9 protein-coding genes are annotated in these 16,631 nt (G+C 45.6%); 7 read left to right on the plus strand and 2 right to left on the minus strand.

Annotated features, from left to right (window positions below):
* Positions 1-69: 69 nt before the first annotated feature.
* Entirely contained in the window at positions 70-792 is a 723-nt protein-coding gene (locus tag RA156_RS06885) for a TIGR04283 family arsenosugar biosynthesis glycosyltransferase (protein ID WP_306643829.1), read from the minus strand.
* A gap of 71 nt (positions 793-863) precedes the next feature.
* Here RA156_RS06885 and RA156_RS06890 point away from each other — a divergent pair, with 71 nt between their 5' ends.
* Positions 864-1,613 (plus strand): DUF547 domain-containing protein, encoded by a 750-nt coding sequence (locus tag RA156_RS06890; RefSeq protein WP_306643830.1) that lies wholly within the window; start codon positions 864-866, stop codon positions 1,611-1,613.
* A gap of 33 nt (positions 1,614-1,646) precedes the next feature.
* The gene (locus RA156_RS06895; RefSeq protein ID WP_306643831.1) at positions 1,647-2,717 is read left to right on the plus strand and encodes a BamA/TamA family outer membrane protein; all 1,071 of its coding nucleotides are present in this window, start codon (positions 1,647-1,649) and stop codon (positions 2,715-2,717) included.
* 55 nt (positions 2,718-2,772) lie between these two features.
* On the opposite strand, the gene RA156_RS06900 is transcribed toward RA156_RS06895, so the two are convergent.
* Complete coding sequence (locus RA156_RS06900) at positions 2,773-6,525, minus strand: T9SS type A sorting domain-containing protein (protein ID WP_306643832.1); 3,753 nt, start codon at positions 6,523-6,525, stop codon at positions 2,773-2,775.
* A 207-nt stretch (positions 6,526-6,732) separates the two neighbouring features.
* On the opposite strand from RA156_RS06900, the gene RA156_RS06905 reads away from it, so the two are divergent.
* The 5 genes from RA156_RS06905 to RA156_RS06925 all read left to right on the plus strand — a co-directional run bounded on the left by RA156_RS06905 (position 6,733) and on the right by RA156_RS06925 (position 16,624).
* Complete coding sequence (locus tag RA156_RS06905; protein WP_306643833.1) at positions 6,733-10,500, plus strand: DUF7619 domain-containing protein; 3,768 nt, start codon at positions 6,733-6,735, stop codon at positions 10,498-10,500.
* 75 nt (positions 10,501-10,575) lie between these two features.
* Positions 10,576-14,760 (plus strand): T9SS type A sorting domain-containing protein, encoded by a 4,185-nt coding sequence (locus RA156_RS06910; RefSeq protein WP_306643834.1) that lies wholly within the window; start codon positions 10,576-10,578, stop codon positions 14,758-14,760.
* Positions 14,761-14,800: 40 nt separating this feature from the next.
* Positions 14,801-15,403, plus strand: coding sequence for a pseudouridine synthase (locus RA156_RS06915; RefSeq protein ID WP_306643835.1), 603 nt, complete (start codon positions 14,801-14,803; stop codon positions 15,401-15,403).
* 33 nt (positions 15,404-15,436) lie between these two features.
* The gene (locus RA156_RS06920; RefSeq protein ID WP_306643836.1) at positions 15,437-16,162 is read left to right on the plus strand and encodes a lysophospholipid acyltransferase family protein; all 726 of its coding nucleotides are present in this window, start codon (positions 15,437-15,439) and stop codon (positions 16,160-16,162) included.
* Positions 16,163-16,252: 90 nt separating this feature from the next.
* Complete coding sequence (locus RA156_RS06925; protein WP_306643837.1) at positions 16,253-16,624, plus strand: hypothetical protein; 372 nt, start codon at positions 16,253-16,255, stop codon at positions 16,622-16,624.
* Positions 16,625-16,631 lie beyond the last annotated feature (7 nt).

The raw sequence follows: 16,631 nt of genomic DNA on the forward strand, positions 1-16,631 counted from the left end.
AAAGATACTTCCGAAACAGGCGCGAAGTTGACCATTTAATACGAACTTCTGTACGCTCGCCACAATTTTTCAGTCTTTCGGGTGTTTTAAGAGGCTGAAATAGCGCTCCTTTATTAATTCTGGAGCTACTCCCTCCTTCCACATTTTATAGGCTTTATAGTTCGCGCGCTGCACTTGTAGGTAGCTGTTTGCTTTGTACTTGCGTGGACTCACTTTTACGCTTCCGGGTAATCTGTGGTAGTGAATACTGATCGATTCCGCGCGAGCGAAAAGATCATACTCCTCCATAATACAGTGACTCTCTGAAAATCCTTCAAGACGATCAAAGGCATCACGAAGAATAAAGACCGTTTGATCACCACCCCTACATACCATTTTATTGAATCTTGTGAACATTGAATTCAGCTTCAATAAAGGACGAGCAGATTGAAAGTCGAATGCATAGCCTCCCAGTTGATGTCCTGATTCTACAGCCTTGTGAATATCATTAAAGAATGTGAGCGGCGGCAAGGTGTCCGCGTGCACAAACCAAAGGATTGGGGCTTGAGCAGCACGAGCACCCAAATTCATCTGAACAGCCCGAGACCGTTGTGTTTCATTTTCAATTGAGATCAATTTCACATTCACGAAGGAAGCTACAACCTGTGCAGTGCGGTCTGAAGACATGGCATCAACTACGATAACCTCACAGTTTGAAATAGCCGGTGACTGTTCTAAATGAGTCAAAAGCACACCGATGTACTTCTCCTCATTTAAGGTAGGTATGACGATACTAATCTTTGGTAGAGGCATCTGTCCAAATTTGCAATATCTCTGGGATGAATTTGTCACAAAGTCCTCGCATCTTTGGAAAAATCATCCATATGCTTAGAATCTCTGCGCTTATATTCCTTGGTTACATTATACTTGGCTGCGGTGTGGGTCAAGTTCATTCAGACTCCCCTCCCTTCCGTCATGACCGATGGAACAGCCTGGTAGAGAAGCACGTCTCCGAAGATGGATGGGTCAATTATGACGGGTTCATTGCAGATAGCGTCTTACTCAATTCCTACTTAGATCTAGTGGAAACCCACCACCCCAATCAGAAGTGGAGCATCACAGAGCAAAAAGCTTATTGGATTAACGCTTACAACGCATTTACCGTGCGATTAATCATTCGAAATTATCCCACGGAGAGCATTAAAGATTTGGGTGGTTCGCTATATAAGATCAATACCCCTTGGGATATCCGGTTTATTATGATCGAAGGACAAGACTATGATCTGAATAACATCGAGCACGATATTCTACGCAAACAATGGGATGACCCACGTATTCATTTCGCGATCAACTGCGCTAGCGTGAGCTGTCCGAAACTACTGAACCATTCATTTAGTAGCGATGTCTTGAACGTTCAGTTAGATCAAGCTGCACGTGATTTCATCAATGACCCTTCTCGTAATACGATAACCGCTGAACGTGCTGAGCTGAGCCGAATTTTTAAGTGGTTCAAAGGCGACTTCACTAAAGAAATGGAGCTCTGGGAGTACATTAATCAGTTCAGCGTGGTTAAGATCACAGCTGATACAAAGATCTCATTCAAGGAGTACGACTGGAACTTGAATAGTCAATAATGGGCTTACCTTTGTTCTAGAAGACCTTACGACTTGCGCCGAATTCTACTTTTTCTTGTCCTGGCTCTGCCTTTGATTTCTTCTGGTCAGTCTGATCCAGAGGCGAGAAAGAACACCTTCTTCCCCATCCCAGTGGCGTTTTGGACGCCTGAAACCAGAATTGGTGTGGGAGCCGCGCTCATTTACAACTTTTACCTCGACAAGTCAGACACCATCTCCCCTCCTAGCCAACTGCAAGGTGGTTTTGCCATTACTCAAGAACGACAACAGTTGTATTATTTACCCTACAAACTTTGGTGGGGTGAGCGGCAGAATTACGCCTTTGGAGAAGTTGGTTATTACAAGTACAACTACTTCTTCTACGGTGTAGGTAATGATGACGCTAACGCGGAAGAGCGATACGGAGTTGATTTCACAAGAATTCGAGTGAACTACTTAAGGCAAGTGCTGAAAACGAATCGCGGCGGATGGAGCTTAGGTGCACGTGCCTGGATTGAAGACTGGACCTTCACTGAATTTGAAGACGAAGGAGCGCTGGCTTCAGGGAGAATTAACGGAGCTGAAGGAGGTCTGACCATTGACCCGGGCTTTATCATCTTCGGAGACTATCGTGACAACGTTTACAACCCTAGTCGTGGTAGTTACCTCGAGCTTGTCACCCAACATAGCACCGGAGACTTTCGATTTCATCGATACCGTGTAGATGCGCGTGTCTATAACAAGATCGCGAAACCCGTTCTCTGGGCAAATCAAGTCTTTGTGGATGTAACCACTGGAGACACTCCCTTCTACATGATGACTATGCTCGGTGGCACAAAACGTATGCGAGGGTATTACGAAGGACGTTTTCGAGATAAGTCAGGTGTGCTCTATCAAACAGAGTTAAGAGCCAAGATTTGGCGAAGATGGGGAGCAGTAGCTTTCTTTTCTGCCGGAATTGTCGATCGTAATCCGAACTATTGGTCAATCGCCAATTTGAGAAATGCAGGCGGAGCTGGAATACGATTCCTACTTGACCCTGAAAAGAACATCAACGTGCGATTTGACGTGGCTGCAGGTCCAGGAAGCACACAATTCTACTTCACTGTAGGCGAAGCCTTTTAAAAAAGAAAGGGCCCGCAATCTGACGGGCCCTCTCCTCCTTACAATCCAAACAATCCTATTCCTTAATAAAGGAAGTTGTCAGGGCTCTGTTAGAAGTGATCAAACGGATCACATAGTTTCCAGTCTCTAGTTGAGACAGGTCTAGCTCTAAGCTATTCGAACCTTCAGCGAACTGAAGCGTTTGCATCGATTTTACTACTCGTCCAGTGACATCATAGATCTCCAGCTGAGCGTTTGTCGTTGAGGCTGCATCCACTTGAAGCGTGATGTTACCTACCGTTGGGTTCGGATATACGTTGATTGCAAACAGGTCTGCCGGTCCATTCTGTAAGTCGTATTCCGTGATGATTTGCTCGATCACACGTGGGTCAGTTGGAACATCTCCACGGAAGAACTGCCATAGGAAGTCGCAGATCCACTGATCAACCGCAATCAACAGCGCTCCGTACACATCAAGAGAACCACAAACCTCTCCTCCACCTTGGGTGAGTAAGTCGTTGACATCAAAACCTGTTGTTACTCCGAGTTCAACAGCTCCTAGGTTCAGCGTTTCTGGGTTATACACAAGAGTGTGGATTCGGTAGAATCCGAACTGTGTCACCTCGAACGTTGGTTCTGAATTCACGTCTAGGATGGTCAAGTTGTATGCGTTTGTCAACACATATAGCAATTCGTATCCTTCGGGAACAATCGCGTCGCCATCAGCTACTGCTGTAAGCACAGTTGGTTCATCGCTCAAACAGTTCAAGAAGTTTTCTGGGTAAAGCGTTCCTGCACTTGGGTTTTCAATGACAACTGGTGCACCAGCTACGTCAAGTGAAGCGCAGATCTCTCCACCTCCTTGGATGAGCAGTCCGTTCACATCAAAACCAGTGGTTACTCCTAGTTCAACGATTCCAAGGTCAAGCGTTGTCGGATCAAACACCAATGAGTGGATAGTGTACAGTCCACCGCCTTCTACTTCGAATGATGGTTCAGCACCTGCATTCACAATGACGAGTCCGTCTCCCTGAGTCAATACATACACTTGTGCGTATCCTTCTGGGATAAACGGCATCTGATCTGTTGAAGCGCTAATTGTGGTTACTCCACTTGAACATACCGTTGAAGCATCAGCAACCAAGCTTCCAGCATCTGCTACACATGCACATTCTACTACTGAGAATGCAGCTCCTGGAACGTCAAGTGAAGCACAGATCGCTCCACCGCCTTGAACTAATAGTCCGTTCACATCGAATCCAGTAGTTACACCTGTCTCAACGATTCCAAGATCAAGTGTCTCAGGATTGTAAACTAGAGTGTGGATCGTGTAGTTTCCTGCTTCAGTTACTTCGAACGAAGGTTCCGCGCCAGCGTTAATGATCGTCAGACCATCACCTTGTGTCAACACGTAAACTGTTGAGTAGCCTGAAGGAACGTTCGCGTCACCATTTGGAGTCGCTGAAAGCGCAGCTGAGCCACCTGCCAAACATGCTTCACCGCCACCAGACAATGTTCCGGCGTCAGGGTTCTGCACCATGATCGGCGCTCCTGCTACGTCAAGATCTGCGCAGACAGACCCTCCTCCTGGAGCGATCAATCCAAACACATCGAATCCAGTGGTTACGCCAAGTTCAACGATTCCGAGATCTAGCGTCTCTGCATCGTATACTAGCGTGTGGATCGTGTATAGTCCAGGTTCAGTCACTTCGAATGAAGGCTCTGCTCCAGCGTTTACGATAACGAGTCCTTCACCTTGAGTAAGGACAAACACTGAAGAGTACCCTTCAGGAATCATCGCATCACCATTGGCTGTTGCTGAGATGGTGTTCATGCCGTTTGAGCACACCATAGACTCAACTGCAGTCAAGGTTCCTGCGCTTGGTGCTACTACATTGAATGCGGCACCAGGTACGTCAAGTGAAGCACAGATCGCTCCGCCACCTTGAACTAATAGTCCATTTACGTCGAATCCTGTTGTTACACCTAGCTCAACGATTCCGAGATCAAGCGTCTCAGGGTTGTAAACTAGAGTGTGGATGGTGTAGTTTCCTGCTTCGGTCACTTCGAACGAAGGTTCCGCGCCAGCGTTAATGATTGTCAGGCCATCGCCTTGTGTCAGCACGTATACTGTTGAGTAGCCTGAAGGCACATTCGCATCTCCGTTTGGAGTCGCGGTCAATGTAGCCGCTCCGCCTGCTGCACAAGCCTCATCGCCACCAGACAACGTTCCGGCGTCAGGGTTCTGCACCATGATTGGTGCACCAGCTACGTCAAGATCTGCACAAATAGACCCTCCTCCTGGAGCGATCAATCCAAACACATCGAATCCAGTGGTTACGCCAAGTTCAACGATTCCGAGATCTAGCGTCTCTGCATCGTATACTAGCGTGTGAATCGTGTATAGTCCTGGTTCAGCCACTTCAAATGAAGGCTCTGCTCCAGCGTTTACGATAACGAGTCCTTCACCTTGAGTGAGGACAAATACGGAAGAGTATCCTTCAGGAATCATCGCATCACCATTGGCTATTGCTGAGATGGTGTTCATGCCGTTTGAGCACACCATTGACTCAACTGCAGTCAAAGTTCCTGCGCTTGGTGCTACTACATTGAATGCGGCACCAGGTACGTCAAGTGAAGCACAGATCGCTCCGCCACCTTGAACTAATAGTCCGTTTACATCGAATCCTGTTGTTACACCTAGCTCAACGATTCCGAGATCAAGCGTCTCAGGGTTGTAAACTAGAGTGTGGATGGTGTAGTTTCCTGCTTCGGTCACATCGAACGAAGGTTCCGCGCCAGCGTTAATGATTGTCAGGCCATCGCCTTGTGTCAGCACGTATACTGTTGAGTAGCCTGAAGGCACATTCGCATCTCCGTTTGGAGTCGCGGTCAATGCAGCCGCTCCGCCTGCTGCACAAGCCTCACCGCCACCAGACAACGTTCCGGCGTCAGGGTTCTGCACCATGATTGGTGCACCCGCTACGTCAAGATCTGCACAAATAGACCCTCCTCCTGGAGCGATCAATCCAAACACATCGAATCCAGTGGTTACGCCAAGTTCAACGATTCCGAGATCTAGCGTCTCTGCATCGTATACTAGCGTGTGAATCGTGTATAGTCCTGGTTCAGCCACTTCAAATGAAGGCTCTGCTCCAGCGTTTACGATAACGAGTCCTTCACCTTGAGTGAGGACAAATACGGAAGAGTACCCTTCAGGAATCATCGCATCACCATTGGCTGTTGCTGAGATGGTATTCATGCCGTTTGAGCATACCATAGACTCAACTGCGGTCAAGGTTCCTGCGAATGCCTCACAGCCTCCGTTGATGTTAACTGTGTAATCTTCAACTTCTCCATAGTTGAAGTGAGCACAAGGTCCTTGAAAGTGGTAGGCATCCATGGAGATGCGCAGACGCGTTTCTCCGCCTAGTGCGTCTTCTGGTACGTATATAGAGGCATACTCATTTCCATAACCTGATTGGTGAACCACCAGCTCATCCTCGTCGAACGTACCATTCTGATCATAATCGATCCAAGCTGTCCAACGGAAGCGGATCCACCAAGGACCTCCGGGGTTGAGTACAATGTCGTTGTAAGAATCTACTTCAAGATCGGTACTTAGGTCAGTGAAGTCACCGTAGCCATCGTTATCACCTGAATAGTTGTAGATATCACCGAATGTGATTGATTCGATGTTCGGGTAGCCGTCGCCTCCGTCTGATTCACAGTATTGTGCCGTCAGGTTCGAAGTGAATGCGAAAAGCCCCATCAATGAAAGGAAAGCGATCATTGCGCTTTGCTTCCAGCGAATAAGCGTAGTGTTCATCTCTGCTTAATTTGAAGATTTTGTTTAAGGATTTGATTGAAACGTTAAACATCATGTGTGCCTAAAAGTTTCGAGCAGAGTGATTTGCACCTTGTACCAAAAATTGAATTCGGAGTGAACAAATCGCAAAACGCTGAATATCAATGATTAAATACAGTTGTATTCAATGAGATATTGATTAACTTCAGGACTTAAACCAAAACTTCTATGAAAAAGCTGCTAACCCTATTGGCTGTGCTTGGTGCGTTCTGTGCTGAAGCTCAGTTAAACCAGGTGGTGATTGAGCCATATACCTTTACCAACCCGCTTTCGGTTCAACCTCCAGGAACAACAACTTATCGTGTATACGCTGAAATGGGTTCAGCCACAGATATCGTAACAGCTGTTTTCGCTATTGAAGACTGCCACCCTTTGGATGTATCGACTACAACTGAATTCTATAATGATAATTTTGGCGGTATTAACCCCACCGGAATCAACCCTGCTTTTTATGCGGTTTTTCCTTTCATAGAGGCTGACTCCTGGGTAACGATTGGTGTAGATGACACCATAGATCCTGGTGCAGCTGATATCGGACAAGCTTCGACCATTCCAGCTGATCCTTTTACGAGCTCTATGAACACTCCATCAGGAGGGAATTTAATTATGGATGATGGAGCGTGGTTCGCACTTCAAACCTCTCCTGCTGCCTTGCCATCAGGTCTGCTAAATCGTGTGTTATTGGGGCAATTCACAACGGATGGCGCACTCTCATTCAATCTAAATCTTCAGGCTTTCTTAGGTGGAGATTTGGTAAACGGACGAGTTGACTACGTGCACTCCTTTCCATGCGATGATGGCGGGGTGTTAACAGGGTTTGAGCAAGTGGAACCATCCTTAAGTCAAGTTTACGGCGTATTGGCCTGCGGAGACCCTGAAGCATGTAATTATAACGAAAGCGATGACAACTCAAGTTGTTGTTATGACTGTACATGTACCGACCCGAATGCCACCAACTATGGTGGTGATGTTGGATGTGACAACGTTAGTGTTTGTACTTATTCGATTTCGGGTTCTCTCGATGAGTTCTTTCAGGATGTGCCGCTAGGAAATCAAGAGGTTGTGTTGTCTCCTCTTGGTTTGACAACTACCACGGACGTGAACGGTGAATTTGAATTTACTGACCTGCCATATGGATTCTATGAAATCGAATTCACGAATAGCTTCATCGAAGACGGATTTCTTTCTGATATATCTTCAGGTTTAACCGTGTTATTAAACAACAATTACGAGCTTCAGTACTTCTTCGAACTAGATCCTGGTTGCGATGATCCAGAAGCGTGTAATTATGTTGCGGGATCTGCGAATGATTTATGGTGCTGCTACAACTGCATTTGTACAGACCCCTTAGCATCCAACTATGGCGGAAATGATGGCTGTGACAATCCATCTGTCTGTAATTATGATTTACACGCAAACTTCCTGAACATTAACGACCTCCAAGGAATAGAGGGATTGTCAGTTACGTTGGAGCCTTTGGGGATAGAAGCATCAACAGATGCTAGTGGTGCTGTGACTTTTGAAAACATCCCATACGGCTTATACAACTTGGATGTGCAACCTGCTCTGGTCATGCAATACTTTGTTATTGGAGAGTCGAGCCCCCTTCAATTCGTGGTTTCGAATAACACACTTGATGGGCTCAATTACTACTTCGACTTTCAATTTGGGTGTGCAAACCCTCTTGCCTGCAACTACCAAGAAGGCAATATAGTTGACGATGGCAGTTGCTCATTTGATTGTGGGTGTCTAGATCAAAACGCCTGCAATTATGCAGAAGACCCCGAGACCATTGTAGACTGCATATATCCGAGCTGCACCAATCCGCTTGCATGTAATTATGATTCCAATGGATTATGCTACAATGATGAGTTTTGCGACTTCACCGGGAAGCTTTACGTTCAAGTCTTCCAAGACATTGACAACGATGGGGCTTTTGATGGTGGTTTTGATGATGGGGGCTTGTTCTGGAGCCTAGAACCGACACTGATCAATGTACAAGTAACCATTGAAGAACTCGGTTGGCAAGGCTTTACCAATGAAGATGGTCACATCCAATTCACTGATCTTCCATACGGTACCTATACCATTACAGTAAACCCTGACCCGGGATGGGAAACGGACACCTATAGCTACATAGTAAACATTTCAGACTGCACAGAAAATGAGATCTTCTTTGCGCTTGACTGGCAAGGTGACGAAAGCTTCTGGTTTAACGGCCCATGTTGTATTTGGCTTCAAGACATTCATTGTGATGATGGATTTGATCCAGGTATTTGGGTAATGAATTCAGGTGGTGTGCCGCTCAGTGGTGTAGTAACAGCTTCGTTTTCTCCGCTACTACAGGCAGTTCCGATGGGTGGTGGTGCTGTAGACCCAACGACGATTAACCCTGGAGAAGTGGTCTGGGAGTTTAACAATCAACAACCAGGGCAAGACGAACTCTATCAATGCCATATCATCGGACCTGGAGTTGATTACATTGGCGTGACCTTCCCGATTGACCTGAACATTGTCTTATTCAATGACGAAGGCATTGAATACTACAACAACACCTGGACACTCTACCCAGAAGTTGTTTGTGCATATGACCCGAATGATAAGTACACGGAGTTTGAAGGGTACACTGAAGAACACCACTTCATCCTTCCAGAAGACGAGATGGAATACCGTATTCGTTTCCAGAACACAGGAAACTTTCCAGCAGGTGATGTGATCATTCGGGATACGCTCGACATTGAGCACCTTGATCTAGACACTTTCTACCCTGCGTTCGGATCGCATGATTTCACCACGTGCATTAAGCCAGATGGTGCCATCGAATTTAACTTCGCAGATATTCAGCTTCCTGATAGTACTTGTTGTGAAGAGGAAAGCCACGGATATGTGGTATATCGCATCAAACCTCGTGAAGACGTCGAGCCGGGAGATGTGATCAACAACACGGCCTACATTTTCTTTGATGGGAACCCACCTATCGTCACCAACACCACTTGGCATACGATCTATGAATGTACCGACGAACTCGCTGCCTATGAATTGGCTTCAGATACCCAATGTCAAGATCAATTGATTCAATTCAATAGTACCGGTCAATACATCGAAGATTATTACTGGTCTCAAGACGGTCAGACCGACGGTGTGGAGTCGACATATTTCATCATGCCTGAAGAACCAGGAGACATCAATATCGGATTGATGGCTGTGAATCCGCTCTGTGAGGCGGAGTATAGCTCAGTCATTACGATTCATCCTACACCTGCTATTGACGCAGGACTTGACCAAACTGTTTGTCCTGAAGAGCCTGTCACTTTCCTAGCGACTGGAGATGGTGATCTTCAATGGGATGGTCAAGATATGGGCGCTTCTCTAGATATTATCGCTAGCGCGGAATCGGAATACAATGTCACTGCTACCACTGAGTTTGGATGTGTAGCTACGGATCAGGTGTCCTTATTCCTTCATCCAGAACCGGTGGCATCATTTATGGCTAACGGAAACCTATTGACCTATGATGGAGATGCGGGCATCAACTATCAATGGTACTTGAACAACGAGATGATTGATGGTGCTACTTCAGAAACCTACGAGGTGCTAGAAGACGGTAATTACGCTGTTGAAGTCACCAATGAGTTCGGTTGTAGCGACATTTCAGATGAAGACTTCATCGTGTATTCAGGTATTGAAGAATCAGACCTATGGAACATCCAGGTCTACCCTAACCCGAACGATGGAATGCTCCATATCTCCATGGAACAACAAGGTAGCTTCAACCTACAGATTATAGACAACTCAGGTAACTTGGTACATCAACAGGCTTTCCAAACAACCAAGCTTGATGTCAACACAAGCAAGCTTGCTAGCGGAATCTACACATTGCGCATATGTCATGAAGATGGTTCAGTGTGTTTGAATCGCCGAATCACGATGAGATAAAAGAATTAGAAAAATTGACGCCCTTATCCTTTTTCCACGGAAATAGTAACTTCTGTCGATAACAACTAAGACTGCATGAAGAAACTACTCACCTACATAGCGCTGCTTACTTCATTAACGATGCAAGCTCAGCTAAACGAAATTGTCGTTGAAGAATACCCTTTGCTCGGGGATGTTTCAATTCAACCTGAGGGCACAACGACCTATCGGATATACGCTGAAATGGGTTCGGCGACAGATGTTGTCAATGCTGTTTTCGCTACTGAGGATTGCCATTCACTTGATGTTAGTACAACCACTAGTTTTTACAACGAGGTCCAATCTGGTGAAGTGCTTGGCGCTGATATTAATGCCTTTTTGCATGGGATTTTCCCATTACTTGAGGCAGATACATGGGTAACTATAGGAGCGACTAATCACTTGGAACCAGGGGCTAGTGACGTAGGATATGCTTCGCTCGATCCAGAAGGTGCATTCATATCTTCTTTCGACACCCCAGATGGTCAGAACCTCATACTCGACAATGGCGCTTGGTTCACCTTGCCAACATCTGTAACAGCACTACCTTCAGGGCCATATAACCGCGTACTTCTCGGTCAATTCACCACAGATGGTCAGCTATCTTTTAATCTAAATATTCAAATATTCGCAGGTGGAGATCAAGCGAATGGACGCATTGACTACGTACATTCACTCCCCTGTGAAGGAAATGGCACTCCCACTGGTTTTGAGGTTCTGTCAAGCACGCTCTCTCAGATTCATGGGCTTGCTATGTGCAATGATGCAGAAGCATGTAACTATTCTGAAGAGGCATTGAATGATCTTGGCTGCTGTTACGATTGTACATGTACCGACCCAAATGCAAGTAACTACGGAGGGGACGTTGGCTGTGACAATAACTCAGTTTGCACCTACGACATCAATGGCAATCTTCATGACGACATCTATGACCTCCCACTTGAAGGAGTTGAGATGACCATAGAACCGTTAGGAGTCAACGCCACCTCTAATAGTAATGGTGACTTTGTGTTTTATGATGTACCCTATGGACTATTCACGTTAAACTTCGCATCTGAAGAACTAGCAAACACGCTGGTGTCGGAGACATCAAGCAGTTTGGCTCTTGATGTGGTCGAAAGCATCCCCACCCTACAGTACAATTTTGAATCCCTGGCGGGCTGCAATGATCCCAGCGCGTGCAATTATGACGCGATGGATCAGAACGATATTTGGTGCTGTTTTGAATGTGGCTGTTCTGATCCTGATGCCGTTAACTATTCAGAAGATGGAACCTGCACTAACCCCAGTGTATGTCTGTATGACATAGAAGGCACTTTGCTGGAACCAGTTCAAAATGACCCCTTAGAAAATCAAGAGGTCATTCTACAACCAATAGGTATTACAGCTATTACAGACGAAAACGGCGTCTTCGAATTCTCAAATGTCCCCTTTGGTATTTACAACATAGAATTTGGCAATCCAGAGCTCATTGAAGCTTTTGTCCCAATGATATCTTCTTCCTTGGAAATTGTCGTGCAGGGTGGAACAGAAGATCTGGAATACCGCTTCGAACTGGTGCCAGGGTGCAACGATTTGTCTGCATGCGTTTATATGCCTGGCACTACTAACGACTATCTGTGTTGCTACGATTGCACTTGTACAGACCCGCTGGCTTCCAACTACGGAGGAGTCATAGGATGCGACAACCCTACCGTATGTACTTATGATATCCCGGTCAACATTTTGAGTACGATCAACGGAGGGGGCATCCCGGAAGTTGCTTTTAACATTGAACCTGGTGGCATACAGGGCATAACCGACAATAACGGAACGGCCGTTCTTTCAGACCTATCTTACGGCACATATCAAATTCAATTCGTAGATCAATCCTTAATGGAGTTCTTCAATGAAAACTATTCTAGTGCGCTTGAATTCACTGTGACAAATGAGATTGTGACAGGATTGACATACCAGTTTGACATTCCATTGGGTTGTACTGACCCTACTTCCTGCAGTTATAGTGAAGAGGCATTGATTGACAATGGAACTTGTATTTACCTATGCGGCTGTCTAGATGAAGCGGCATGTAATTACCTCGAGAATCCCGAAATGATCGTGCCATGTGAATATGAATCATGCCCAAACCCAAATGCATGTAATTATGATCCGAATTTCACGTGTCCGAATGAAGATTTGTGCGAATTGCAAGGTCGAATAAATATTCAGGTATTCCATGACGAAGACGCAGATGGGGTTTTCGTGGGTGGATATGACAATTTCTTCATATTCTGGTTTGAAGAACCTGTAATCTCCAATGTGCAAGTTACCATTGAAGAATTGGGTTGGGTCGGATTTACGAATAGTCTAGGTCAAGTACAATTCGATCAATTACCATTCGGGGAATACACTATTTCAGTGGAAATGTCTGAGAACTGGCAAAACACGACTCCTGAGACGTTTACCGTCGAAATCGATAATTGCGAAGACAACCTGCTCCATTTTGGATACGATTGGCTTGGAGAAGAAGTAGCATCAGTAGAAGATGCCTCTGTTCTGTGGTTCGGGATTATTCATTGTGAAAATGGACACGACCCTGGTTTTGAAGTCACCAATTACGGCGGTGTTCCATTCAGCGGAACTGTAACCCTCACCTTCGACCCCGTTTTAACAGCCGTTCCTTTCGGCGGAGAAGCGATAGACCCAACTGCCATTAATCCTGGAGAGGTTATCTGGGAATTCACTGACCAACTTCCTGGAAGTCAGGAAACATATAAGTGTTTAATTGAAAGTCCTGGGTTAGAATATCTAGATGAAACTTTTGACGTTGTAATGCACGCTCAACTCTACGACTCAGAAGGAATTGAGTTCTATAACATCGTTGCAACAAACCCATTGACCGTTGCGTGTGCCTATGACCCTAATGATAAATACACTGAGTTTGAAGGGTATACTGAAGAACACCATTTCATTCTTCCAGAAGACGAGATGGAATACCGTATTCGTTTTCAGAATACAGGAAACTTCCCAGCGGGTGATGTGATCATTCGAGATACGCTCGATATTGAACACCTTGATCTCGATACCTTCAGCCCTTCTTTCGGTTCTCATGATTTCACAACTATCGTAAAGCCGGATGGTGCAGTAGAGTTCATCTTCTCTGACATTCAATTGCCTGATAGTACATGCTGTGAGCAGGAAAGCCACGGGTATGTAGTATATCGAATCACGCCCCGCGATGATGTGGAACCGGGAGATGTGATCAACAACACGGCCTACATCTTCTTTGATGGAAACCCACCTATCGTTACCAACACTACTTGGCATACGATTTATGAATGTACCGACGAGCTTGCTGCCTATGAATTGGCTTCAGATACCCAATGTCAAGATCAATTGATTCAATTCAATAGTACCGGTCAATACATCGAAGACTATTACTGGTCTCAAGACGGTCAGACCGACGGTGTGGAGTCGACATATTTCATCATGCCTGAAGAATCTGGAGACATCAATATCGGATTGATGGCCGCGAATCCGCTCTGTGAAGCGGAGTATAGCTCAGTCATTACGATTCATCCTACACCTGCTATTGACGCAGGACTTGACCAAACTGTTTGTCCTGAAGAGCCTGTCACTTTCCTAGCGACTGGAGATGGTGATCTTCAATGGGATGGTCAAGATATGGGCGCTTCTCTAGATATTATCGCTAGCGCGGAATCGGAATACAATGTCACTGCTACCACTGAGTTTGGATGTGTAGCTACGGATCAGGTGTCCTTATTCCTTCATCCAGAACCGGTGGCATCATTTATGGCTAACGGAAACCTATTGACCTATGATGGAGATGCGGGCATCAACTATCAATGGTACTTGAACAACGAGATGATTGATGGTGCTACTTCAGAAACCTACGAGGTGCTAGAAGACGGTAATTACGCTGTTGAAGTCACCAATGAGTTCGGTTGTAGCGACATTTCAGATGAAGACTTCATCGTGTATTCAGGTATTGAAGAATCAGACCTATGGAACATCCAGGTCTACCCTAACCCGAACGATGGAATGCTCCATATCTCCATGGAACAACAAGGTAGCTTCAACCTACAGATTATAGACAACTCAGGTAACTTGGTACATCAACAGGCTTTCCAAACAACCAAGCTTGATGTCAACACAAGCAAGCTTGCTAGCGGAATCTACACATTGCGCATATGTCATGAAGATGGTTCAGTTTGTCTGAATCGTAGAATCACGAAACGATAGTTCAAAACGCCCGGGTTACACCGGGCGTTTTATATTTAGCTTGCTCAACAAAATCATAGCTGTGTATTCGTACTACAAACTTTACAAGCCGTTCAATATTCTTTCGCAGTTTTCTGATGAGGGAAACAAGAGAGGCTTAGGAAGCTTCTTGAATCTCCCGCAAGACGTTTACCCAATAGGTAGGCTTGACAGCGATTCCGAAGGCTTGTTGCTGCTGACAAACAACCGCACCCTAACGAATCAGATTCTAGACCCCAGGAATCGACATGTAAGAAGTTATTTGGTTCAAGTGGAAGGTGAATTCACCGATGATGCCATTGAACGGATTCAGGCTCCTATGGCGTTGAAGCACAAGAAAACACGCTATGTCTCGCTTCCGGCGGTAGCCGAAAAAATTGAAGAACCGAGTCTCCCTGATCGGAACCCTCCTATTCGATTTCGCGCCAACATCCCAACGTCTTGGATACGACTTCAACTTAGAGAAGGTAAGAACCGTCAAGTAAGAAAAATGACAGCAGCAGTGGGCTTCCCCACCCTCAGACTCGTCCGAGAATCTATGGAAGGAATCGGTGTTGAAGGCATGGAATCTGGGCAGCTCGTTGAACTTGAAGAGCAAGAGTTTCTGCGATTACTAAATCTCTAAGGTCAAGGACCGAATTCGTTTACCTTTGCCGCCATGCGCATTGTTGCCCTCATACTGATATACCCTTTCGTATTTCTCTGGACTTTCATCTCCGGATTAACCGGAATGATTCTATCAATCATCTTCCGAGCACGAGAATTGACCTTGTCTTTTGTGCCTGGAAAAATGTGGGCTCCCGTCATCTTTTGGCTGATGGGAATAAAAGTCAAGCGCGAAGGACTAGAGAATATAGATCCTGACACGCCTTCTATCTTCGTCTGTAACCACGGGAGCTTTTTAGACATTCCTGCTTGTGTCATGAAGATTCCAGTGAATTTGAATTTCATCGCAAAGAAGGAATTAAAGAAAACTCCGGTTGTTGGGTGGTACATCACTGCAACAGACCAAATCTACATTGATCGTAAGAACAAAGACAGAGCTATGGAAAGCATGGCTCAGGCGGCTGAAAAAATCAAGCAAGGCAAACATGTCTTGACTTATCCTGAAGGAACACGTTCAAAAGACGGTAGCATCAAGATGTTTCGCCGCGGGTCATTTATCATCGCTAAAGAAGGGAATATTCCGATTATCCCCGTAGCCATTAGTGGTGCAAACGCTATACTTCCTCCGGGTTCTTTTTTCGCTAAACGCGGAAACATTGAATTGTCTATTGGAGAGGCTTTCCGTCCTTCTGATTTCCCTGAGATGTCCGTTGAAGATTTGGCAAATGAAGCCCGACGTCGTGTCATTGCCATGTCAAATGACCATCAAGAGGATTGATTCGTAGACCAGCACTTGTCTCCTAAACCTAAAACCCTGTCATTCTGGCCATTGGCTTGAACAATTCTAAGTCAGAATTGTTTCTGCTACATGACCGCCCTACGAATCATTTTCATTCTGAACATTTTTGTTGCCGGATCCGTAGGGGTTTCTGCACTGTCTTCACCTAAATCAGCCGCACTTCGCGTTTTTTCAAATGCCTACCCACCAAGTGAGTTAAGCCGTTTAGTTGGCGCATTATGGATTGCCATTGCACTAGTATCTATTGCCGGTGCCTTTCGTCCAATGACTTTCTCTACGGTATTAGTTATCCAACTAATCTACAAGGGGCTATGGCTCATTCTTGTCGCACTACCCGCCTTCAATACGGAGTATCCTTATCCAAGGGCTATGGCCATTTTCTTTGCGATTTGGGTATTCGTCTTACCCTTCATCATTCCTTGGAAGACTCTCTTTGCCTGAATACAGA

The organism is Sanyastnella coralliicola (assembly GCF_030845195.1).
In the GTDB taxonomy this organism is placed as follows: Bacteria; Bacteroidota; Bacteroidia; order Flavobacteriales_D; family Sanyastnellaceae; genus Sanyastnella; species Sanyastnella coralliicola.

Coding starts and splice junctions, on each gene's coding strand:
- RA156_RS06885 (WP_306643829.1), bottom strand. CDS start 792: ATGCCTCTACCAAAGATTAGTATCGTCATACCTACCTTAAATGAGGAG.
- RA156_RS06890 (WP_306643830.1), top strand. CDS start 864: ATGCTTAGAATCTCTGCGCTTATATTCCTTGGTTACATTATACTTGGC.
- RA156_RS06900 (WP_306643832.1), bottom strand. CDS start 6,525: ATGAACACTACGCTTATTCGCTGGAAGCAAAGCGCAATGATCGCTTTC.
- RA156_RS06905 (WP_306643833.1), top strand. CDS start 6,733: ATGAAAAAGCTGCTAACCCTATTGGCTGTGCTTGGTGCGTTCTGTGCT.
- RA156_RS06910 (WP_306643834.1), top strand. CDS start 10,576: ATGAAGAAACTACTCACCTACATAGCGCTGCTTACTTCATTAACGATG.
- RA156_RS06920 (WP_306643836.1), top strand. CDS start 15,437: ATGCGCATTGTTGCCCTCATACTGATATACCCTTTCGTATTTCTCTGG.
- RA156_RS06925 (WP_306643837.1), top strand. CDS start 16,253: ATGACCGCCCTACGAATCATTTTCATTCTGAACATTTTTGTTGCCGGA.